Raw genomic sequence first — 23,080 nt, forward strand, 5'->3', positions numbered from 1 at the left:
GCGCGGGTGGGGGGTGAGGCGGGGTTCCCGTTCTCCGCTGTGGTGGGGCAGGAGCGGCTGCAGCTGGCGTTGATCTTGTCGGCCGTGCATCCCGGGATCGGCGGGGTGCTGGTGCGTGGCGAGAAGGGCACGGCGAAGTCGACCGTGGTGCGCGCGCTCGCGCAGTTGCTGCCGCCCGTGGTCGACGAGACCGGAGCGCGGCCCGCTCGGCTGGTGGAGTTGCCGGTCGGCGCCACCGAGGACCGCGTTGTCGGCTCGCTCGATCTCGAGCGGGTACTGCGCGACGGGGAACAGGCGTTCCGTCCCGGGCTGCTGGCCGCGGCCCACCACGGCGTGCTCTACGTGGACGAAGTGAACCTGCTGCACGACCACTTGGTGGACGTGCTGCTCGACGCGGCGGCGATGGGGCGCGTGCACGTCGAGCGCGACGGTGTCTCGCACTCGCATCCGGCGCGGTTCGTGCTGGTCGGCACGATGAACCCCGAGGAAGGCGAGTTGCGCCCGCAGCTGCTCGACCGGTTCGGGCTCACTGTCGACGTGGCGGCCTCGCGCGAGGTCGACGTCCGGATGGCGGTGGTGCGCCGTCGTCTCGACTACGAGGCCGACCCGGCCGCGTTCGCCGCCCGCTACGTCGACGCCGATCAGGTGGTGGCCGAACGCATTCTGACCGCACGCGACCGGTTGCCCGAGGTCGCGCTGGACAATGCGGAGCTGCGCCGGATCGCGGCGCTGTGCGCGTCGTTCGATGTCGACGGGATGCGCGCCGACCTCGTCGTCGCCCGGACCGCGACCGCGCATGCCGCGTGGCGTGGACGGGATCGGGTCACCGAGGACGACGTGCGGATCGCGGCGGAACTCGCGCTGCCGCACCGTCGTCGACGGGATCCGTTCGACGAGCCGGGGATCAGCGAGCAGCAGCTCGACGAAGCGATGGATGCCGCGGCCGCTGAGGTCGACAAGGCTTCGGGGGATGAGGAATTCGACGGTTCGCGCGCACCGGGTGACGAGGGGAACGGCCACCGGGACGAGCTCGACGCCGAGGGCGGTGACTCCGCGCGCCCGGATGATGTCGACCCCGGTGGCCGCGCGGACGAGCGGTCGCGGGGCAGCGGTCGCGAAAGCGGTCCGGACGGCCTGGGTCCCGACGATGGTCCCGATGATGACGGGGGCCCCGATGGCGGCGGCCCGGACGATCGAGGACCTGACGATGGCGGACCGGGCGGCGGCGGTTCCGGTGGCGACCGCTCGGACAGCTCCAACCAGGACAACGCGGGCAACGGTTCGCGACCCGGTCCCGAAAAACTGTCGGGCACACCGACTTCGGCGGGCAAGCCCGCCCCGCGATGGGAGGTCCCCGGTATCGGCGAAGGCGCCCCCGGTCGCCGTTCGCGCGCCCGGACCAGGACCGGCCGCACGGTCCGCCCCGACGCCGACCCGTCGACCGGCCTGCACCTGCTCGGCACAGTCTTCGCGGCCGCGCCGAAGCAATTCGAGCGTGGCAGGATCAGCGGTCCACTCGCCCTGGAGACCGAAGACCTGCGCGGGGCGTATCGCGAAGGCCGAGAAGGCAATCTGGTCGTTTTCGTGGTCGACGCGTCCGGCTCGATGGCCGCGCGCGACCGGCTCACCGCCGTGACCGGCGCGATTGTCACGCTGCTGCGCGATGCGTATCAGCGCCGCGACAAGGTGGCCGTGATCAGCGTTCGCGGCAGTGCGGCCGAACTCGTTCTGCCGCCCACCTCCTCGGTCGACATCGCGGTCCGCCGCCTGGCCGGGATGCGCACCGGCGGCAAAACGCCACTCGCCGCGGGCTTGCAGAAGGCTCGCGAGGTGATCGCCCGCGAACACGTCCGCGACCCCCGCCGCCGCCCGATGCTGGTCCTGCTCACCGACGGCCGTGCTACCGGCGGCACCGACCCGTTGCCACGAGCGCGCACCGCCGCCAGGTTGCTGGCCGCCCAAGGGCACACCGCCATGGTCATCGACTGCGAGCGCGGCATGATCCGTCTCGGCCTCGCCGCCGAACTCGCTCGCGACCTGCGCGCCCGCTACCTGCGCTTGACCGAACTCACCGGCGAGACAGTCGCCGACGTGGTCCGGGCCACAGGTCTGCCCGCTCGAGCGGCATAAAGATTGCAGCCCGTCCGGCGTAGGGGTCGAGCCCTGTGAGCGCGCCGGGCGCCCCCTGATAGAAAGGGTGACGAACCGGCACGCGCGGTCGGCCCGAGAGGTACGGGTCGCGGGGCGGGCTTCGACATTCGAGCGCGCCGGCGTGCGACAGATATCGACCGCGAGGTCGTGCAGAACGCGCACCTCGCGTGCGTCGAGAAGAGGAGTTTCCGTGCCCAAAGGTGTTCCGGAGACCGTCCCCGAGGACGGTCTGACCACCCGGCAGCGGCGCAATCAGCCGGTGCTCGCCGTGCACACCGGGCCGGGCAAGGGCAAGTCCACCGCGGCGTTCGGGATGGCGTTGCGGGCCTGGAACAAGGGCTTCGACGTGGCGGTCTTCCAGTTCGTGAAGAGCGCGAAGTGGAAGGTCGGCGAGGAAGCCGCCTTCCGGACCCTCGGCACCCTGCACGAGGAGACCGGCGCGGGTGGCGCGGTCGAGTGGCACAAGATGGGCGAAGGCTGGTCCTGGACCCGCAAGCACGGCACCGAGGAAGACCACGCGGCCGCCGCCCTGTCCGGCTGGCAGGAGATCGCCCGCCGCCTCGCCGCCGAACAGCACCGCTTCTACGTCCTCGACGAGTTCACCTACCCGCTCAAATGGGGCTGGGTCGACATCGACGAGGTCGTCGACACCCTCACCCACCGCCCTGGCAACCAGCACGTCGTCATTACCGGCCGTGACGCGCCCCCGGCCCTGATCGAGGCCGCCGATCTCGTCACCGAGATGACCAAAGTCAAGCACCCCATGGACGCGGGCCGAAAGGGACAGCGCGGTATCGAATGGTGACGGTGCCGACCGCCCGGACCGGGGGCGGTCTGTGATGAGCGCACCCGCGGTGGTGATCGCCGCCCCGGCGTCGGGTAGTGGAAAGACCACGCTGGCCACCGGGCTGATCGGTGCGTTGCGGCGTGCCGGTCACCGGGTGGCGCCGTTCAAGGTGGGGCCCGATTACATCGACCCCGGCTATCACGGACTTGCCGCGGGACGGCCGGGGCGCAATCTGGATCCCGTTCTGGTGGGCGAGGATCGGGTGGTGCCGCTGTATCGGCACGGCGCGCAGGGCTGCGACATCGCCATCGTCGAAGGCGTGATGGGCCTGTTCGACGGCCGGATCGACGAAAACCGCAGCGACGCGATCGCCGAGGGTTCCACCGCGCAGGTGGCCGGGCTGCTCGGGGCGCCGGTGGTCCTGGTGGTCGACGCCCGCGGTCATTCCCAGAGTCTCGCGGCGCTCCTGCACGGTTTCGCCACCTACGACTCCTCGGTCCGCCTCGGCGGTGTGATCCTCAATCGCGTCGGCAGCGAGCGCCACGAACAGGTTCTGCGCGCAGCCTGCGACCGCGTCGGCCTGCCCGTTCTCGGCGCGCTGCCCCGCATGGCCGAACTGGAAGTCCCCTCCCGCCATCTCGGCCTCATCCCCGCCGTCGAACACGGCTCCGCCGCCACCGCCGCTGTCGACGCCATGACCGAACTCGTCGCGGCACACGTGGACCTGCGTGCGATCGTGGCCCTGGCAGGCGGGTCGGTGCTGGGCGCCGCGTGGGATCCACACGTCGAGTTGATCTCAGCTGCTGAACACGGCACGGGCGGAACAATTTCCGATGGCGACGGAACGGACGCGGCGATGGTCCGTCGGCAGCCGACCTCGGTCGATCCCACCGCGGAATCCGCGTCCTCGGCCGCGGGGTCCGGCGTCGTCTCGGGCAGAGATCCGTTGATCGCGATGGCGGGCGGTCCGGCCTTCACGTTCGGCTATGCCGAGCATCGGGAACTACTGGTCGCCGCCGGTGCCCGGGTGGAGGTGTTCGATCCGCTGTCCGATGTACTCCCGGTCGGCACAGCGGGATTGGTCCTTCCCGGTGGCTTTCCAGAGGAGCACGCCGGTCAGCTGTCGGCCAACGAGCGCCTGCGCACCGCAGTGGCCGACGGTGCCGCGCGGGGCCTGCCGATCCACGCCGAGTGCGCGGGCCTGCTCTACCTCACACGCTCCCTCGACGGCCATCGGATGGCAGGCGTCATCGACGCCGACGCCGAATTCGGCCCGCGCCTGACCCTCGGCTACCGCGATGCCGTCGCGCTGCACGATTCGGCGCTGTGGCGAGCGGGGTCGCGGGTGCGCGGCCACGAGTTCCACCGCACCCGTCTGGTCCGCACCGGCGCGGAGAACCCCGCCTGGGGTTGGCGCGCGACGGGTTCCGTCGCCGAGGGCGCTGTGGTCCGCCAGGTCCACGCCTCCTACCTGCACACCCATCCGGCGGGGAATCCCGATGCGATCGCCCGATTCGTCACCGCCGCAAGACGATTCGACCCCTGATGGCGCGCAGCGGCACACGGCGACGATGACGACTTCCGACGGTGAGCAGCAACCGGCGACCGGTGGTACGCCATCGGGTCCGGCGCTGGCCGTCGGCATCGGCATACGGCCGGGCACCGATGCGGGGCGGATCGTTCGCGCGATGCGGGCGGTAGTCGGCGATACCACCATCAGCTGCTTGGCGACCCTCGATCGGCGTGCGACCGAACCCGGTGTCCTGACCGCCGCGGCGACCCTCGGTGTGTCCGTGGTGGCATTCACCGCCGAACAACTGGCCGAAGTCGACGTGCGGCACCGTTCGGACCACGCGACGGCGGCAGTCGGCACGCCCAGCGTCGCGGAAGCCGCGGCATTGCTCGCGGGCAGTGGCGAACTCGTCTGCGGCAGAACGATTGTCGACGGAATCGTGGTCGCCGCCGCGTCGGCTTCGCGGCGATCGTCGATGCCCGGAGATTAATTCGCTGGGCAAGATCGTTGGTGCGCAGTAAATTCGTGTCAGCAGTTGCGAGGCGGACCGGATCTGATCGGTTACCACTCGGATTGGGGATGTCGCAGGTTCGAATCCTGCCCGCCACCGCAAGGTGGTGGTAGCTCAGCTGGTAGAGCACCTATACCGGTCGGGACACACACGTCCGCCGAGCAACTGTCCATCGTGAACGAGCAGGACGGGCCGGATTCGGTCGGTTATCTGGTACGACCTCAGGGTCCAGCGGGTTCGAATCCCGCGGCGGAAAGCGATTTCCGTCTTTCGGCCGTCACCACACGTCCGTCCGCTCACCACGTCACCACATGCCCCGGTCGGGTCCCGGGTCCGAAACATCAACGCCGGTACACGTATCGGAGGGGGAACAATGAATATCTTGTCGCGCTTTTCTCGTCGCGCCACGCCGCAGACTGTGCCCGCCGATCACCGGCAGGTCGTGAACAATGCGGGCGGCTACGTTTTCGAGATCACCCCGCAGGCGCGGGTGCGTCGCTTCCTCACGCTCGGCACGGAATCCGGAACTTTCTATGTCAACGCGAAGGCTTTGACCGCGGACAACGCTGAATTCATCGTCGAATACGCCGCCGAGCACACCGCGGATCTGGTTCGCGAGATCGTCGAGATCTCCGCCTCCGGGCGCGCGCCGCGCCAGAACCCGGCCCTGTTCGCGCTGGCCGCCGCCGCGTCGCTCGGTGACGTCGACGGCCGCCGGGCCGCCTTCGCCGCGCTGCCGCTGGTCGCGCGCACCGGGACGCACCTGTTCCTGTTCGCCGGCTACGCCGAGCAGTTCCGTGGCTGGGGTCGTGGTCTGCGGCGCGCCGTCGCGAACTGGTACCTGGACAAGCCGATCGACGACCTGGCGTTCCAGGTGGTCAAGTACCGGCAGCGGGAGGGCTGGTCGAACCGCGATCTGCTGCGACTGTCGCACCCGGCGACCACCGACGACGATCGGCGCAGGCTGTTCGACTGGATCTGTGGTCGCGCACCGGACCTCGACGGTTTGGTACTGCTCGACGGATTCCAGCGAGCACAGGACGCGCCGGTGGCGCAGGTGCCGGAGTTGGTGCGTGAGTACCGGCTCAGCTGGGAGATGCTGCCCGACGCCGCGCTGAACACCGCATCGGTGTGGGAAACGTTGCTGGACAACGGTATCCCGCAGACCGCGCTGTTGCGTCAGCTGCCGCGGCTGACTCGTCTCGGCCTGCTCGATCCGCTCGGACCGCGCACCGCCGCGATCTGCGCGCAGCTCGCCGACCCGGCACGGCTGCGCAAAGCTCGGGTGCACCCGGTGTCGGTGCTGATCGCGTTGCGCACCTACGCTTCCGGGCGGTCGGCGCGTGGCGCGGGCACCTGGACGCCGTCGGCTCCGGTCGTCGACGCCCTCGACACCGCGTTCTACGCGGCCTTCGAGTCCGTGCGGCCGACCGGCCTGCGTCACCTGCTGGCGCTGGACGTCTCGGGCTCGATGACGAGTGCGATCGGGGGACTGCCGATCTCGGCGCGCGAGGCCTCGGCCGCGCTCGCCCTGGTCACCGCACGCACCGAACCGCGGCACGAGATCGTCGGGTTCACCTCCAGCGGTCAGGGGTGGCAGGGGGCGCGCGGCCTGTCCCCGCTGTCGATCTCGCCGAGGCAGCGTCTCGACGACGCGGTGCGGGCGGTATCGGGTTTGCCGTTCGGCGGCACCGACTGCTCGCTGCCCATCCTGCACGCGCTGGACAAGGGCATCGAAGTCGATGTGTTCTCGATCTACACCGACAACGAGACATGGGCGGGTTCGGTGCACCCGCACCAGGCGCTGGCCCGCTACCGCCGCGAGGTGAACCCGCGGGCCAAGCTCGTGGTGGTCGGCATGACGGCGACGAACTTCAGCATCGCCGATCCAGGCGACGCGGGCATGCTCGACGTCGCGGGCTTCGACGCCGCCGTGCCGTCACTCCTGGCCGACTTCGCCACGGCCGCATAAGAACACGACCCCACAAGAAATCGGAGCCGCCGCGACCTCGTTGTCGCGGCGGCGCCTTTTCTTCTCGCGCGAAAGCTCCGTCAAGGGGCGACGGAGGACCAATCGGCGAAACCTGTGGGGTCGTGGCGGCCCATGGAGGCGTGTTCGAACAGGCCCCAGCCTTCGAGATCACCACAGCGGGCGTAGCCGATGTGGTCGATCACGCCGTAGGGGGTACGACCCTTGATCGCGGGGTCGGTGAGGTCGTAGGCGCTCGACAGCGACCAGTTCTCGCCCATCCAGCGGCCGTGGGTCCAGTCGGGGTCGGCGCCGTAACCGCAGCCGACGTGCAAGGCGATTCCCGGGCGTGACTCGATCTCGACCTCGAGCGGCTTCCCGTCGGGGGTGGTCATGTCCAGGCGCACCGACTTCGGGTGCCGGGTGCCGGACTCGTAGGTCCAGTGCATGCGCGGCCAGCCCAGTTGTTCCTTGCGGCCGTCGTTCCAGATCCGCACCGCGTTGTTGAGGGTACGGGTGCCGTCGGGCTCCTCCTGCACGATCACCACGATCGAGAAATCCTGGAACCGCAGCGGCGCGTACAGCCACCAGAAACCGTCCATGCCGGTCGGCCTGCCCGCGGGTTCGGGCTCACCGGAGGGCCGGATGCCCCAGGACCGGTCGCGGCTGCCGGTCCACACCGCCGGGTCGACCGTGTAGTCGATGCCGTCGACCGCGAGAGTGCCCTCCCACGAACCCGATTGGGCGAAGCGCGAGGCCTCGATGATCGGCTTGGTGCCGGACAGGATCAGGTGCGGCTGCTCCTGCACGGCGGGCTGCGCACCGGTCCAGGTCAGATCGAAACCGAGATCGTCGTGCTCGCAGACCAATCGCAACCTCTGGAGCGGCTCGATGACCTCGATCCGGTAGCCGCCGACGGCGGTGGTCAGATCGCGGGAGGTGAGCGCGTCGGAGAAGCGCACGCTGCGCTGGGCGTCACCGTGGCGCACCGTCGCGAACGCGTCGACCACACCGAGATTCGGGTACACGCCGAACCCGGTGATCAGCATCGCGTCGCCGGCCGGGTCGAAGGCGTTGAAGTAATAGCGGTCGTAGAAGTTCCGGTCGCTGGTGGCCACCCTGGCCAGCGACAGCGGGGTCTGATGGACCGGGTATTCGTCCAGGGGAACGGGCATGATCGCGCGCACAGTCAGTCCCATTCGTAGGTGCCGTCGAGCAACGCCTCGAGGGTGAGACGGTGCATCACGTAGTCGTCGAGTTCGGCGGGCACGGTGTCCTCGCCGAAATGGATCATCCGGCACTTGATCCTGGCCATCACGATCGCGTGTCGCAGCGCGGCGTAGACGATGTAGAAGTCCAGATTCCGGACCGAATGTCCGGTCAGTTCTTCGTATTTCGCCACCACCGCGTCGCGGCGCAGGAAGTCCGCGAGACCGGGCTGGTCGAAGCGGGTGGCGATGTCCTGGAAGAACCGGTGGATGAAGATGGTCCAGCCCAGGTCGAGCTCACGCGGCGCGAACGTCGCCATCTCCCAGTCCAGAACGGCCGCCGGGGTGAATCCCTCGAACAGGATGTTGCCCGGGCGGGCGTCGCCCCAGTTCAGCACCTCGGGGCCGGGATCGGCGGGCCAGTGGGCCTCCAGCCAATCGAACGTCCGCTCGATGAGCGGCACTTCGACACCGTGGTCGGTCAGCGCCCACTTGTACCAGGCACGCTGGGCCTCGAAATGCCTGCGCAGCGCGGTGCCCGCACCATCGAGCAGCGGGAAGCGCTCGGCCACCTTGTCGATGGCGTGCACCTGGGCGATCACCTCGACCGTCGCGTCCGCGACCAGCTCGCGCTCGGCGGCCGTCGCGTCGAACAGCCAGCCGAAGAACACGTACGGCGGATTGTCCGACGGCGCCCTGCCCTCGACCCGCTCCATCACGATGAAGGGGGAGCCGAACACCGAATCGTCGAGTTCGAGCCAGCGCAGCGTCGGCACGGCGATCTCGGAGGCCGCGGCGACGCCTGCCATCACCTGGTACTGCATCGCCAGGTCGTAGGACTCGAACACCGGGAACGAGCTGTCCTCCGGCGCCATCCGGATGACGAAGGACCCCTGTTCAGCGCCCCCGTCCGCCGACCATTCGGCGTCGAACAGGATGGTGGTGCTCGACATGCCGCCGCTGGACGGTTTGTTCAGATTGCTGACCGTCACGTCGGCGCCGACCCTGTCGGTCAGCCAGCTCGCCAGCTTCCCGGCGAGCTCGTCCAGATCACGCTCGCTGACGGTGAGCGACATCTGAGCGGCCGGATCCTGATCTTCGGACATCTACGGGGTACCCCTGTCGGCAAAACTGTAACGTGTGTCACTTCTGAGTACCGGACAGCCGACCGGAATGTAAGAGCGGCATCGCTGAGTGAGACTCAGGGTTGACAGGGGCCATTCTGTCGGTTCGCGCCGACGGCTGCAGGCATATCGACGCGGCAGTGGTCGATGTGTCCGCATCGTACCGCCGCCTGCCCGCGTGCGAGAAGAGCGGGCCGCTCGGCTTCGATCCACTCCGTGAGACGTCGCCATGTCAGTATCAGATCGTGGCCGAGGTATGCCGTGTTTCGATCCATGCTGATCAGTCGGGAGTCGACCAGTGCACCGAGAACTGTGGTCGCGGTGGGGTCGGGGCCCAGCGTCCGGCGCAGTTCCGCGAAGCTCACTCTGCGTCGCGTGTCATCGATATCATCACGCACCGCGACCAAGCTGAGCAGGATTCTTTGTGCAATCGTCCGCTGGTCATCGGACAACTGGTCCCAGAATGTGTCGGCCATCGTGTGCACGACGCCCTGGACGCCGTTGATTCGGCGATAGCTGCTGATGGAGAAGCGTGCCACTGCCGACTGCGCTGACATGGCTTGCACGGTGTGCGAAAGAATCGTCAGCTCGGCCGGCTCGTGGCCGAGGCGAGGTGCGTCACCTCTGATTCCGCTGATCTCGGCTGTCAGCACGTCGGCCAGGCCCGCTTCGATTTTGATGCCGCGGGAACGCCCGAGTCCAGCGACCACCGTCCGCAATTCGTCGGCGCGCATCGGCTCCAGTGAGTACGTCCGATGCCGGGTCGCTTCGCCAAGGAATGTATTGCTCGTGCACTCGGCCAGTTGAGGACTTCGCACCGAAATCAGCACGACAGCGAACTCGACCAGTCGTCGCAACAGCGCGGTGATCGTGTCGGGATCTGCGAGTACACGCTCGAATTGGTCTATGACCACGACGGTTTCGGCGCGAGCGCGACTGAACACACGATGCGCCGGACCGGGGCCGCTTTCGAGATCGCGGAGTATCGCGCGAATGAACGGTGTCGGATCAGAGTCGGCCACGACCGTTCGAACAGACCACGGGCCGAGTTCTTCGAGCGTGGGTGTCAGTCCCGCTGCTAGCAGCGAGGACTTGCCGACCCCGGTCGCGCCCGACAGGAGGACGATACGGTCGGCGCCCCGCCCGTTCGCCGCGCTGTTCAGCAATCGGACGAGGTGCTCGATCGCGGACTTGCGCCCGGTGAACAGGGGAGCGTGCGCCCGCGAATACGGCTCTGCACCGAGGAATTGGCCGACGCCGGTGGGACCGGCGTCGGAGCGGGTGGTCCGTTGTGGCTGTGCTTCGCGCCACAGCTGATTCCACCCGCGAAGATTCACCAACTCGACTCGGGATGCCCTGCCGCGTCGTCGCGCTCCGTCGATCAGCACGAGCAGCACTGGTAGCAGCGTCTCGAATCGTGACGGTGCGTTTCGACCTGCCTTCCAATCACTGATTCGCTGAGCCGATATCGACCTGGCGGCGCCGCTGCCCCGCACGGACTTGGCGCGTGTGCGAGCAGCAGACGCGAGCAGGCGAAGCGGCGGGCTACCACCGGCCGCGTACAGATCACTGAACCGCGAGGCGAACTCATCCCGCGGGGTGTACAGGCGATCGACTGCCGATATGTCGGTACTGGTCACATTCATTTCTCCCCCTCGTGGACCCCTGCGATCCGGCCGGCTGGTTCGCAGTAGGGCCGCTCCGTACTCGTGTCTGCAGCTAACTTGTAGGACGCGCGTCGTGCCGCTTCGGTTCCACTGTGTCCCACATCGATTGACATCCAGTGGAACCGAGAGACACGTCGCGCCGTCTAACCAGTCGAAGGACCAGCGACCGAGCCTCGCTCAGGCCGAGGGCTACTGGAAGGTGTCGGGGATGCCGGTGATGTCCGCAGCAACAGTCGGGTCGTGGCGGGGAACACTCGATCGGTTCGGAACATCTGATCGAGGAATATCTCCTGGCGTCCGGACCGGACAGCGCATGCACCGCGCTGACCAGTATGAAAAACGTTTGGGCGCATTCGGCCCCTTGTTCGACTGCCGACCTGTTTCTAGTGTTCGTCCCGTGGCCTTCGGGTCACATCGGAAGTTCGAATCTCATAGGGAGGCAGTCGAAATGATCAAGACCGTGAAGACCGCGTTGCTGCAGGAAAGCACTTGCAACCTGCTCAAGCCGATCCCGGTTCTGCGGAAGCGCAAGCAGCCGCATGTCGCCCAAGCGGGCGACGTCAAGTAAGTGGTGACCGATCCCCGGGCCTTTACGCCCGGGGATCGACTCTCTCGAAGAAGGTGACCATGTACTACCGCAACCCGACGAGTCTCGTCTTTCAAGACGGTGACAATTGGTGGATCGAAACGAGCACCGGACGCGATGCCACGATCGTTGATGTCGCAACGGGAAAGCTGATCGCGGCGGCTACCGCGGGGTCTGGCTTGAATTCGAACGAATTCGATGACATCACGCTGTCACAGCTGGTAGACGAGCAGATTCTGCTCGCCGAGCCGAACACGGCCGATCCACGATCTGGATACCACCTGGCCACCAGGGACCATCCGTTCCTCGACATGTCGACCGGCATCGACGCGAGAATTACGGATGCTGAGATCATGGCCGGTTACGTCGAATCCGACGAGTACCCGCCGGTATATCTTGATTTCGACAGTTCGGAAACAATAACCCTCGACAATGCTGCCGACCTGGCTACCGACGAACTTCGCAACTCGCCGCTGTGCCAGTTGTCCCTGATCGTATCCGGTACCTTCGGCGTTCGGCGCCGCCAAGCTCCCTACTATGACCCGGACAGCGGATATCACCAGGTCGAGCTCCTCCTGAAGTCGATTCCGTCCGGCGGTGGCAGACATCCCACCGAATTGTTCGTCGAGATCCTCCGGGCGCCGAACATAATGCCGGGACAATTCCACTATCGAGCGCGAACCAATTCACTGGAGCGGCTGCCACCTTCGTTCTTCTCGCCACCGTCACTCGAAACCGATGGGTCGGATGCGGACTGGCACCTTCGGCTGTACATGGTATCTGCGGTCCGCCGCGCCATGTTCCGCTATCGCGATCCGCGCAGTTTTCGGGCGATCCTCGTCGATGCTGGTCACGCTGATGGGCAGCTCGCGGCTCTGGCTGCATATTGCAATTGGAACTACCGCTCCTGCGTAACGCCGAAAATGGACTTTCTCACCACCCAGGCGGATGAGGACAAATATGGACTTCCGCTGTTGATGTCGGGAATCCTAGAAGGATGGTCATGATGTTGGTCCATGATTTCCGCGCATCCCGCGATGTTCCGGCGGAATGGGAGCGTCATAACTGGGAGCGGCCGTACAGCTTCCTGAGGACCGTCGCCGAGGATGTGTCGGGTGCGACCTTACGGGCGGTCGAGCATGATTACCTATTCGACAAGGTCGTATCTGGGTTCGACTGTAAGCGAGTGCTCTCACGTCGTAGTCTTACCCGCCACTCCAGTGTGCCGTTCACCGACGCCGCGGCGCGGATCATCATTCGTAGCCTGTATCAGGCACTGCTTCGGGAACCCTCGTTGTTCGCCTGCCTCATCACCCAGTCGGTCGGGGAATGGCCTGACGGATATTGGATCCTCGACCACACGCCACGAGCCCTGATCCCCGCATCGTCGCAGTGGGAGCCGGGCGATGTGGGGCGGCTGATACAAGGACAAGGCTGGGCGACCGGGCCCGGAATGGCGATAGTTCTCGGGATCGACTGGGATGGGCCGCGTCGCTATGGTCCGGACCATCAGTACGCGGAGGCGCTGGCAGCATGTGGTCGCGTGGGTCATGCCCTTGTTCTCGAGGGGCTCAATATCGGGCTTTCGTCCCGCATGACTCCCGCGGTCCACGAGTCGACCGCACAACAGTTGTTCGACCTCCACCAGAGCCGCGATTGCCTGTACTTCCTGCGGCTCGCTCATCCGCACGTGTCGACTCGGTAGGAGAGCCACATGCTGAGCACGTTCACGGCAGCGAGGGAATCTCTTCGGGAGAGGGGCTTCGCAGTCGCTCGGAAGTTGATGAGTGTCGAAGCCTTCGACGAAATCGAACAGATCGTGGTCGCTGACCTGATGCGCCACGGTCTCACCGACGGCACTCTCGGTGTCTATGGCCAGCCGCGCTACGTGCCTGTACCCGAAGGGGACTCGTCTGCCGGCCTGGACCTGTGCGAGATCAATCGTAGTGAACAGGTGGAGGCCCTGTTTCATTCACGAGACGTGCTCGACCTCGTCGCACATCTGCTCGGACTCGCCTCCGTCGACACCATATTCATCCATCCGATCAAGCTGGTCCGCGGACTCCCACCGACGGCTTCGGACCTGCACAGTCCGGCTGGTGTTCATCAGGACTATCCGGAGCTGCAAGGCAGCACCCGCCAATTGACCATGTGGATTCCGCTGTTCCCAGTCGCAGGAGACAGTGGTGGCCTGCCGATCTACCCGATCAATCGTCGCCGACTGTTGCCTCTGATTCTGGCGGAAAATCCCTCCGGATGGGAGGTCGATCCGATCTACCTCGGCGATTCTTTCACCCCGCGGTTGACGCGTGGCGATGCGCTGATCTTCTCGACCTTTACCCCCCATGGGGGGTCGGTCAACCGTGGCGACGGATGGCGGTTCAGTGTGGAGTGCAGGTTTCAGCCGATCGGGGATCCGATCGCGGAAACGAACTTGAAACCATTCACCTCGACATCATGGGACCTGCATTACCGTGGCTGGGATAAGTATTCGCACTATTGGCGTCATCGGCAGCCGCCGAGTGTTCCATTCGATCATTCCTGGGAACGGTGGCGCGACATCACGGCGCTGCAGGAAGCGCAGCGAGGGAACCTCCGTGCGCGCGTCGGTCTGGAAATTGCCAGCCAATTCGGTACCGACCCGGAAATCGTGCGGGCTGCCGACTCCGTGCTACGCGAATGGGAGGACATGCGGTGGTTCTGATCGACCGATTCGGCGCGCTGTCGATCGGTGCCGACTATCGCCGCCTCTGGCTGGCACAGGCGTTCTCATCGTTCGGTGAGTACCTTTTTGCCAGCACGAGCACGGTCTGGGTGGCAGTGCGCCTTTACCCGACCGATCCACGTCTGCCGGCCTTGATCGGAGTCGTGATTCTCGCGGCGTCCGTGCCGCGGATTATTTTCGGTCCGGTCGCGGGCGTGTACGCCGATCGATGGGATTCTCGCAAGACGATGATCGTCAACGATTGGATCAGAGTCGGGGTATTCGCGACGCTGCTTGCCGTCATCCAGTTCGCTGATTCGAGTCCTGGCCGGGTATTCGCGGCGATTATCATCTGCATAGTTCTGTCCGAAATCAGTGCACAGTTCTTCAACCCGTCCAGGGCGGCGGTCATGCAATTGGTCATCCCGCCGGACAGGCGGATCGAGGCAGCGAGTATGTCGATGTTCTCGCTCACCGGTGTTGCCATCATGGCTACCGCCGCCGGACCCGCCGTATTCGGCCTTTTGGGCGCTCGGGTGGCCATATGTGTATGTATCGCCACCTATGCGATTTCCTTGGTGATGACGGTTCGTGTCCACGATGAGTATCAGCCTCAACGGCAGGTCGCAGGACACTTCTGGCGCGATTTTGCCGACGGAGCCCGGTCTGCGTGGCATACCCCGATGCTGCGCGTGGTCCTCATCGGCGCTTGTTTCTACGGTGTATCTCTCGGAATCAACAGTTCGGTACTTGCACTATTCGGCCTGAAAACGCTCGGGTTGGGTCCGGGGCAATACGGCCTACTGGCGATGATGTTTCCGCTCGGCAACTTGGTCAGCGCCGTACTCGGTGTCAGGCTGATCAGGCGGATCGGCGTGAACCGGTCCTACTTGCTCGCGTTGTCGGCCCTCGGTCTCGGCTACGTCGCCTACGCTTGCGTTGGGCAGTTGATAACCGCCTGTGCGGTGATGTTGATGTGTGGGGCGATATTCTCGATATACATCATGTGCCAGGGCCCGATTCTGCAAGAGGCGGTGCCAGAGGGCTATATGGGGCGAGTCAGTGCGGTATTCGGTCCGATGGTGTCGATTACTTCGGCCGCGTCCACACTCCTTGCGTCTCAGGCACTGTCGTACTCGGCGGGACGAGGATTTACCGCTGGCGACGGCAGCTGGCGTGACCCGTATCGACTGCTGATCATTTTTGGTGCCGCCCTTCTTTTTATCGGTGGTGGCGGAATGTATCTCGTGCGGGCACGTGCGCACCGCCGTAGCCGATCGACGTCACCAGCGGTCAGGGATGGCACAGCCGGATCATCGAGCGAGCCGGCCGAGAAGTCGTAGAGGTAGGTGGAATCCGCCGCTCGACGGGCCGACCGCGGCCCGGACGTCCAGCAGGGGCGCGGGCTACTCAGGCGCGGGCGCCCACGCTGCGTTAGGAGCGTCCGGGTCGCCGGGTTGCCGTGCGATATCGGGGAACTCTTGACCCGGCGTCTGCTTGGCCTTGCTCTTGATTGTGGTTGACGATTCCGGGGCTGGAGCCACCTTCGGCGCGGTCGGAAACTCCTGCGCCGGTGGCCTCGTCGACGCTGGTACGGAAGTGGTCGTCGGTGCACCTGTCGGCGTCGATCCGCCACCGTTGCCCGAAGTGGTGGGCACGGTGATGGTCGGTTTCGGGAGGTTTTCGAACTCGCTTGCGCCAGGTTCGGGCCTGATGTGCAGCCCGCCAGGCGCCGCGTTGACGGTGGCGACCGCCATACATGAAAGTACTGCGAATGTTGCGGCCAGCAGCCCTAGCCCGGTCTTTCGGTTATTCATCGTGTAGGCCCTTCTCAGATCGGGAAGATATCTCCGTAGATCTCCTTGGTGGACTTCCCGCCGTTGCTCTCGATGGTCAGGATGGCGTAGCTGCGCACCTGGGCAGGACCCAGACATCCATCGATGTTCATGTTCGTGCTGTTGATCTCCGCGAACGAGTGCGTCGAGGCCAGAACTTTCTCCTGCATCGAGTACGCCTTGATCTCGCCCGGAGAGACTGCGACGCCAACGGTTGGGCCGACGGTTCCGCCGAACTGTGCGGTCGGCCCCACTGTGCTGACGCCGACGCTGGGGCTCAAGGTCATGGCCATGCTGGCAGTCACGCTGTTCAGGTTGACGAAGCAGCCAACGATGTAACCAATGCGTAGAACGGCTGATTTCAGCTCGGTCCTGCCCGCACCGACGACGTCGATGACGCCGCGAACGGTGGCTTGACCCTGGCGGCTGGTGCCGGCGAGGTTCTGTGGCGCCAGTCTGCTCCAGGACTCGTTTTCGAGTCGGATGGTGACGTCCCAGCCATCACCTGTGGTGAATTTTTCACTCTTAGGGGTAAAGTTCAGAACTTCAGCGCTGGCATTTCCTGACATTCCCATGCATGTGACGGCAACTATTGCCGAACCTGCCACTATGGACTTCAGTTTCATTGCTCTTCCTGTCATTGTGTTACCGATCACTGCAGGTCTCATCGTTGACTGAAATGACCGGCCCTTCCGTTCCGCATCGATCGCAAATATTTGTCGACGCGGGTGCATATATAGTCGAGAGTTCGGTCAATTCAGTTGAGAAACTCTGGGTTGAATGATGTGACCTCGCCCCGGAAATCGGTTTCGTTCCAGGTGTCTTCATGTATCAACTCTCGGGTCCGTGTGTTGTCGTTCCGTTACCCTGCGGCTCGATGGGAGATGCTATCGAAAATCGGGTCGAGGCCGCTATCGAAACTTGTAGCGCCGCAACTATTTCCGCAGATAGGGGAGCTTGTATTCGTGTCCGGAACGGACAGGCCATGAGTCCCTGGGCGCGGCATCGGTGCATCCAGCTCGGGGTTGGCAGGGTAAAGATCAGGGTTTTCCCGGACGCGCTCGATGGCGGCACCGATTAGCTTCGGTAACAACCGAACTCGATGAGGAGGCGTGGGTGACCACAGGGACCATGGAGCGTGCGCGCGACGATATCGCGAGCCCGCCGTCACCGCCACCGACGTGGCATCCGATCACCCGGCTCGCCTTCCGGTTCAGTGTGGCCTACCTGGGACTTTTCTGTGTGTGGATGGCTCAGATCACCTTCGTCTTCCTGGGCGTGCTCGCGCTGCGGTTGCCCGAGGAGGCCATGCTCTGGCAGATCATGGCCCTCGATCCGGTGAGTAGCTGGATCGGTGAGCACGTGTTCGGGGTGGAGGCCGAGCTGGCGATGAACGGCAGCGGCGACCAGGCCGCGATCTGGATCCAGTGCGGCCTGCTGCTGGTGGTCGCGGTGCTGATCACCCTGGTGTGGTCGGTGCTGGACCGGCGCAGGCCCGCGTATCCACGACTGCTGAGCTGGTTTCTCACCGCGCTACGGCTGTGTGTGGGCGGACAGATGCTGTTCTACGGGTTCGCCAAGCTCATCCCGACGCAGATGCCAGAGCCCGCGCTGGTCACCCTGCTGACCCGGGTCGGTGATCTGACGCCGATGGCGATGCTCTGGACTCAGGTCGGCTCGTCTCCCGCCTACGAGATCGCCTTGGGGACAGCCGAAGTGCTCGCCGGTCTGCTGCTGTTCTGGCCGCGCACCGCCACGCTGGGCGCGATGCTGGCGGTGATCAGCATGGCGCAGGTGTTCCTGCTCAATCTGACTTTCGACGTGCCGGTGAAGATGCTGGCCGGGCACCTGCTGCTGATGGGGCTGGTGCTGCTCGCCCCGCAGGCGCGCAGGCTCGCGAATTTCCTGGTGCTGGAGCGTGATTCGGGCCCGGCCGTGCAGCCACCGCTGTTCTCCTCGTCGCGGGCGAACCGATGGGCGGCGGTGGCGCAGGTCGTGGTCGGGCTGTGGATCACGGCGGGCATGATCGACGCGGGAATGCAGAGCTGGCGCGAATACGGCGGCGGTGCACCGAAACCCGAGCTGTACGGCATCTGGGAGGTCCGCGAGTTCAGCGTCGAAGCGACCCCGATCCCGCCGGTGGCCACCGATCCGGTGCGCTGGCAACGCCTCGTGATCGACGTGGGCTCGGCGGGATACCAGCGGATGGACGATTCGGTGGTGCCGGTGTCGGCCACGACCGACCTGGCGGCCGCCACGATGACGCTCGTCGCCGCGCCCACCGGCGCGGACGGAACCCCGGTGCCCTACGCCACCTTCACCGTCGAGCACCCCTCGGCCGACACGCTGACGTTGCGTGGCGAACTGGACGGTCGGCCCGCCACGGTCACTCTCGACCGCCTCGACCTCGAGCGGTTCCCGTTGCGCGGCACAGACTTCCGCTGGGTGCAGAACCAGCCGTACTTCGAATGACCTGACGCCCGGTGCGTTATCCGATAGTGATGGCATCCAACCGAATACGGAGGAAATCGGCTGACACCACCGGCGGTCCCTGCGCCACCCTGCCGATCGGCGGTGCCAGCGGAGTCACCACCGCGTCGTGGTCGAGTTCGTAGAAGTAGATGAGCGAGACCAGGTCCTCCTCGGGTGCATCGGGCTGGGGTGGCAGTACCCGATGCCGACCCGACGGCCAGCGCTCGCCGCTCCAATAGGCCAGCAGGTCACCGATGTTCACCGTCAGCGCGGCCGGATCGTAGGGAGCGTCGGCCCAACCGTCGGCCTCGGTGTACACCTGCAACCCGCCCGCGCCGGGTTCTCGGTCGAGCACCGTCACCGTGCCGAAGTCGGTATGCGGGCCGATGCGGAACTGGCCGGGCTCCGGCTCGCCGACGTCGGTCATCGGCGGATAGTGGTTGATATTGCAGGTCCAGGTCGGCCGTGCGGCCAGGTCGGCGAACGGGTTGACCGGCAGCGCGAGGGCCGCGGCGAACAGGGCGAGCAGTTCGTCGGACAGCGTGCGCACGGCGGCGGTGTACTCGGTCAGCAGCGCGCGCAGCTCCACGACCTCGGCGGGCCACACATTCGGCAGGAACCACATCTGGTCGATCGCCGGATCACCCGTCGCCGTGTCGGCGCCGACGGCGAAGGTCTCCTTCAGGTCCGGCGGGGTTTCGGTGCCCTCGGCATAGCCGTTGGCCTCGCGGCCGGGACCGATCCAGCCACGACCGCCGACGGCCACCGCGTACCGCTGCTTCACGTCTTCCGGCAGGGCGAAGAACCGGCGTGCGGCCGCCCGGACCGCGGCGGGCAACGCGGGGTCGATGCCGTGACCGTGCACCAGGAGGAAGCCGGCCCGGCGCAACCCTTCGTCGACCTCGCGTTCCACGGTGCGGGCCGCCTCGCCGCCGGTGCGCCAGCGGGCCAGATCGACCGAGGCGATGCTGCTCATGCGGGTGTCTCCTTCGTCGGCGCGACGCCGATGTCCTCGAACCACAGGTCGGGGCGCTCGGCGATGAAGTCGGTCATCAGCGACACACAGCGCGGGTCGTCGAGCACGATCACCTTCACCCCGTGTTCGGCCAGCCAGTCGTGGCCGCCGTGGAAGGTCCGCGCCTCGCCGATGATCACGGTGCCGATCCCGAACTGGCGGACCAGGCCGCTGCAGTACCAGCACGGGGACAGTGTGGTGACCATGATCGTCGGCCCGTAGTCGCGGCGGCGGCCCGCGGCGCGGAAGGCGTCGGTTTCGGCGTGCACGCTCGGATCGTCGTTCTGTACGCGGCGGTTGTGACCGCGCCCTAGCAGGGTGCCGTCCGCGTCGAACAGGGCCGCACCGATGGGGACACCCCCTTCGGCCAGCCCGCGCAGGGCTTCGTCGTAGGCCACGTCCAGGAGTGCGTCCGGCTGGGTCATGGACTCCACTGTCCTGCCTGCCGACCCGGTCGGCAACGTACATTTCGTCCATACCCGTGCGGTCGATCGATGACAGGATGACCGCATGTTGCCTACCGTCCGACAACTGCTCGCCGACCAGTTCCTGGCGGCCGACCCGCTGGTGCTGTCGGGGCGCTCGTCGCTGGACCGGGCCGTGCGGTGGGTGCACTCGAGCGAGATCTTCGAGATCAGCCCCCTGCTCTCAGGCGGTGAGCTGCTGCTGACGACGGGGCTGGGGTTGGCCGGCGTCGATGCCGGAACCCGGCGTCACTACCTGCGTGAGATCGCCGATCGCGAGGTGGCCGGGGTGACGATCGAGCTGGGCCGCACGTTCGACACCGTCCCGCCGGACATGGTGGCGGAGGCCTCGCGGGCCGGGCTGCCGCTGATCGCCCTGCGCCGCGTGGTGCCGTTCATCGATCTGTGCCGGGCGGCCAATACGGTGATCGTCTCGCGTGAGGTGGGGATGCTGCGGGTGGTCGACGGGTTGACCCGCGAGCTGCTGGTCGAGCTCGGTGCAGGCCACGGCCCGGCGCGGTTGCTGTCGAAGGTCGGCGCGGTGACCGGGTGCCCGGTGGTGCTCACCGCGGGTAGTGGGGCGTTGGTCGCGGCGCACGGTGTGGACGATGATCGATCGGCCTGGGCCGCCGTGGAATCCGCCGGAGCTACCGCGAAGATCACGGTGCGCGAAAGTTTCTGGGGCACCCTCACCGCCGGTCCCGGTTCACCGCTGGATCCGACGACGCTGGGCGAAGTCCTCGACCGTGCCGCCGCCGTGCTGGGACCGGCGCTCGCGCGGTCCGCCGACCCCACCGGCCGACCGCGCCGGGTGGCCACCCGGTTGCTTGCGGATCTGCTGGCGGACAAGCAGATCCGCCCCGCCGATCTCCGTGCGCGGCTGGCCGCGGCCGGTGCCGGTGCGACGGCCGGGCTACGTCTGGTCCCGGTGGCGGTCGACGCGCCGGACACGCGGATCGCCGCCAGGCTGCTCGACAGTGCGGTCAAGGAACTCGGGCGCCCCGGGGTGATCGGTGAGGTGCACGCGACGGTGTACGGGGTGCTCGCGCCCGACCCCGGGGCGACCGATCCCGTCGCCGAGATCGCGGACCTGATGCGAAAAGCGTGTGCCACCAACAGCATCGACGGCGTCACCCTGGTGGTCGGGGACCCGGCCGAGTCGACGGCGGCGAGTCTGTCCGCCGCACTCGTCGCGACGGGACCGGCACTGCGACTGGCCGTCCGTCAGCGCCGCGACCGCGCCGGGCAGAACGGCCCCGTCACCACCCGGCGCGCACTGGCCGGTGATCTACTCGTCGACACGCTGCCCGCCGCCGACCGCGCTCGCCTCGTCGAGACGACCCTGGCCCCGCTGATCGCGTGGGACACAGCCCATCACAGCGCTCTCACTCACACGCTCGAAGCGTTCCTGCGTCACGGTGGCAGCGCCACCCGATGCGCGGCCGCCCTCCACATCGGCAGGCAATCGCTCTACCAACGTCTGGACCGGATCAAGGCGCTCCTCGGCTTCGACCCCGCCGCACCGGAACTCACCCCCACCGTGCTGCTGGCGCTCAGCGCGCACCGGGTCTCGAACTGACGCGTCCCCGGGTGAGGAACAGGTACAACCCACCCGCCAGCGCGAATCCGACGAAAACGGTGATGTCGCCCAGGCTCGGGAACTCGCGCACCAGGTATCCGGTGAACTTCGCCTGGTTGGAGAACAGCAGCACCGACACCACCAGACCGGTCGCGAAGGCCACGACTCCACCCCAGTTGGTGTAGGCGCGGTCGTAGAGCAGTGGGCGGATGTCGGTGCCGCGCCGCAGGTACTGGTCGGCGAACACGACACCGAGCCACGGCCCGATCCAGTAGGCCACGATCAGCAAGAACGCCTCATAGCCGGCCGCCGCGTCGGGCAGCGCCCACCACGCCACCAGGAAGCCGACCACGCCGAACACCGCCGAAACGAGCGCCCGCTGGGTGCGCACCGGCAGCTTCACCCCGATCGTCACGAACGCCATCGCACCCGAGTACACATTGAGCGCGTTCGCCGCGATCGCGCCGAGGGTGATGGCCAGCAGCGTCAGATTCGCCAGTGCGCCGGGCAGATTCGCGGTGAACACGTCCGTGGGGCTCCCGGTCGCCGCGCTCACAATGGTCGCCGACGCGGCACCGAGCGCCGACAGCCACAGGCAGGAGACGAACAGCCCGGTCGCCGCATATCCGCCGGTCGCGACCTTCGACACCGCGGTCGGCAGGTAGCGGGAATAGTCCGCCGCGTACGGGTTCCAGCCGCCCGCGTAGCCGAAGGCGGTGCCGACGGTGAGCAGGAATCCGGCGATCCCACCCACACCGCCCTCGGGCGCGGCGCCGGTCAGCTCGGCCTTGCTGACGATCACGACGGTCACCAGCACGAAAACCACCGCCAGCAACGGGAAGACGAACCGCTCGAAGGCGTGCACCAGGTTGTGCCCGAAGACCGCGAAACCGGTTTGCAACACCACGATCAGCACCAGCGACGGAACCTTCGGCAGACCGGTCAGCGTGTTCAACGCGAACGCACCCGACACGCTGTTGGTGGCGAACCAGCCGACACCGCACATGATCGCCATGAACGTGGCGGGCAGCGCATTTCCGCGATACCCGAAAGCCGTGCGGCCCAGCACCATCTGCGGCACGCCGTACACCGGACCACGCGCGGACAACACGTAGTGCGCCGCGGCACCGAGACCGATACCGACCGCCAGCCCGAGCGTCGCCTGCCAGAAACTCATGCCGAAGACGGTCACCGACAGCACCCCGATGAAGATCGTGGCGAACTCGAGGTTGGGCGAGGTCCACGTCCACAGCAGCCCGCGCGGACTGCCGTGCCGGGCGGACTCGGGGATGGTTTCGTTGCCGCCGGGCTCCACCGCGATCACGCGATCGGTGTAGTCCGCGGCGGGCGCGTTGTCTTCGGTCGTAGCCATTCTTGAACATTCGTCGGGTCCTGTGTCGTGGACAACCGACGGATCGTCCGTCAAGACGGGTCCGCCGACGGACAGATCGTCGATCGGCGTCGAGTCTGTCGGCGGGTGCGTTCGGGCCGCACC

18 protein-coding genes and 1 tRNA gene are annotated in these 23,080 nt (G+C 66.6%); 12 read left to right on the forward strand and 7 right to left on the reverse strand.

The window, feature by feature from the left end; translation table 11 throughout:
• The first annotated feature begins 6 nt into the window (after positions 1-6).
• The 6 genes from ACWF99_RS25005 (at position 7) to ACWF99_RS25030 (ending at position 6,934) form a co-directional block, all read left to right on the forward strand.
• The gene (locus ACWF99_RS25005) at positions 7-2,130 is read left to right on the forward strand and encodes a magnesium chelatase subunit D family protein (RefSeq protein ID WP_452537605.1); all 2,124 of its coding nucleotides are present in this window, start codon (positions 7-9) and stop codon (positions 2,128-2,130) included.
• A 211-nt stretch (positions 2,131-2,341) separates the two neighbouring features.
• Entirely contained in the window at positions 2,342-2,956 is a 615-nt protein-coding gene (cobO, locus tag ACWF99_RS25010) for a cob(I)yrinic acid a,c-diamide adenosyltransferase (RefSeq protein WP_452537543.1), read from the forward strand.
• A 34-nt stretch (positions 2,957-2,990) separates the two neighbouring features.
• Positions 2,991-4,484: a cobyrinate a,c-diamide synthase gene (locus ACWF99_RS25015; RefSeq protein ID WP_452537544.1), complete on the forward strand. Its 1,494-nt coding sequence runs from the start codon at positions 2,991-2,993 to the stop codon at positions 4,482-4,484.
• A gap of 25 nt (positions 4,485-4,509) precedes the next feature.
• Positions 4,510-4,941, forward strand: a complete 432-nt coding sequence (locus ACWF99_RS25020) for a cobalamin biosynthesis protein (protein ID WP_452537545.1) — start codon at positions 4,510-4,512, stop codon at positions 4,939-4,941.
• 51 nt (positions 4,942-4,992) lie between these two features.
• Positions 4,993-5,058 (forward strand) — tRNA-Pro (locus ACWF99_RS25025).
• Between the two features lie 277 nt (positions 5,059-5,335).
• The gene (locus ACWF99_RS25030) at positions 5,336-6,934 is read left to right on the forward strand and encodes a TROVE domain-containing protein (RefSeq protein ID WP_452537546.1); all 1,599 of its coding nucleotides are present in this window, start codon (positions 5,336-5,338) and stop codon (positions 6,932-6,934) included.
• 80 nt (positions 6,935-7,014) lie between these two features.
• On the opposite strand, the gene ACWF99_RS25035 is transcribed toward ACWF99_RS25030, so the two are convergent.
• The 3 genes from ACWF99_RS25035 to ACWF99_RS25045 form a co-directional block, all read right to left on the reverse strand.
• Positions 7,015-8,130: a hypothetical protein gene (locus ACWF99_RS25035; protein ID WP_452537547.1), complete on the reverse strand. Its 1,116-nt coding sequence runs from the start codon at positions 8,128-8,130 to the stop codon at positions 7,015-7,017.
• Positions 8,121-9,245, reverse strand: a complete 1,125-nt coding sequence (locus tag ACWF99_RS25040; protein ID WP_452537548.1) for a phosphotransferase family protein — start codon at positions 9,243-9,245, stop codon at positions 8,121-8,123. Before ACWF99_RS25040 ends, ACWF99_RS25035 begins: the two co-directional genes overlap by 10 nt.
• A gap of 95 nt (positions 9,246-9,340) precedes the next feature.
• Entirely contained in the window at positions 9,341-10,909 is a 1,569-nt protein-coding gene (locus tag ACWF99_RS25045; protein WP_452537549.1) for an ATP-binding protein, read from the reverse strand.
• A gap of 648 nt (positions 10,910-11,557) precedes the next feature.
• Here ACWF99_RS25045 and ACWF99_RS25050 point away from each other — a divergent pair.
• Genes ACWF99_RS25050 through ACWF99_RS25065 form a run of 4 tightly spaced genes read left to right on the forward strand, consistent with a single transcriptional unit; the run spans position 11,558 to position 15,563 of the window.
• The gene (locus ACWF99_RS25050) at positions 11,558-12,523 is read left to right on the forward strand and encodes a hypothetical protein (protein WP_452537550.1); all 966 of its coding nucleotides are present in this window, start codon (positions 11,558-11,560) and stop codon (positions 12,521-12,523) included.
• Complete coding sequence (locus ACWF99_RS25055) at positions 12,520-13,221, forward strand: hypothetical protein (RefSeq protein WP_452537551.1); 702 nt, start codon at positions 12,520-12,522, stop codon at positions 13,219-13,221. The genes ACWF99_RS25050 and ACWF99_RS25055 overlap by 4 nt, the downstream gene beginning before the upstream one ends.
• 9 nt (positions 13,222-13,230) lie before the next feature.
• Positions 13,231-14,220, forward strand: a complete 990-nt coding sequence (locus tag ACWF99_RS25060; protein WP_452537552.1) for a phytanoyl-CoA dioxygenase family protein — start codon at positions 13,231-13,233, stop codon at positions 14,218-14,220.
• Positions 14,211-15,563, forward strand: a complete 1,353-nt coding sequence (locus ACWF99_RS25065) for an MFS transporter (protein ID WP_452537553.1) — start codon at positions 14,211-14,213, stop codon at positions 15,561-15,563. The genes ACWF99_RS25060 and ACWF99_RS25065 overlap by 10 nt, the downstream gene beginning before the upstream one ends.
• A 488-nt stretch (positions 15,564-16,051) precedes the next feature.
• Here ACWF99_RS25065 and ACWF99_RS25070 read toward each other — a convergent pair whose 3' ends face one another.
• Positions 16,052-16,681, reverse strand: a complete 630-nt coding sequence (locus tag ACWF99_RS25070) for an MspA family porin (RefSeq protein ID WP_452537554.1) — start codon at positions 16,679-16,681, stop codon at positions 16,052-16,054.
• A gap of 505 nt (positions 16,682-17,186) precedes the next feature.
• On the opposite strand from ACWF99_RS25070, the gene ACWF99_RS25075 reads away from it, so the two are divergent.
• Positions 17,187-18,527, forward strand: a complete 1,341-nt coding sequence (locus tag ACWF99_RS25075) for a DoxX family protein (protein ID WP_452537606.1) — start codon at positions 17,187-17,189, stop codon at positions 18,525-18,527.
• A gap of 16 nt (positions 18,528-18,543) precedes the next feature.
• Here the strand turns inward: ACWF99_RS25075 and ACWF99_RS25080 are convergent, their stop codons facing one another.
• Together ACWF99_RS25080 and ACWF99_RS25085 are read right to left on the reverse strand one after the other, a co-directional pair.
• The gene (locus ACWF99_RS25080) at positions 18,544-19,503 is read right to left on the reverse strand and encodes an isopenicillin N synthase family dioxygenase (protein ID WP_378626482.1); all 960 of its coding nucleotides are present in this window, start codon (positions 19,501-19,503) and stop codon (positions 18,544-18,546) included.
• On the reverse strand, positions 19,500-19,967 hold the full coding sequence (locus tag ACWF99_RS25085) for a nucleoside deaminase (protein ID WP_378626483.1): 468 nt from the start codon (positions 19,965-19,967) through the stop codon (positions 19,500-19,502). Before ACWF99_RS25085 ends, ACWF99_RS25080 begins: the two co-directional genes overlap by 4 nt.
• Positions 19,968-20,052: 85 nt before the next feature.
• Between ACWF99_RS25085 and ACWF99_RS25090 the strand changes: the two genes are divergently transcribed.
• Positions 20,053-21,585, forward strand: coding sequence for a PucR family transcriptional regulator (locus tag ACWF99_RS25090; protein WP_452537555.1), 1,533 nt, complete (start codon positions 20,053-20,055; stop codon positions 21,583-21,585).
• Here the strand turns inward: ACWF99_RS25090 and ACWF99_RS25095 are convergent.
• Positions 21,560-22,957: a purine-cytosine permease family protein gene (locus ACWF99_RS25095; RefSeq protein ID WP_452537556.1), complete on the reverse strand. Its 1,398-nt coding sequence runs from the start codon at positions 22,955-22,957 to the stop codon at positions 21,560-21,562. The two genes, ACWF99_RS25090 and ACWF99_RS25095, sit on opposite strands and share 26 nt — an antisense overlap.
• Positions 22,958-23,080 lie beyond the last annotated feature (123 nt).

Source organism: Nocardia sp. NPDC055002 (assembly GCF_053608825.1).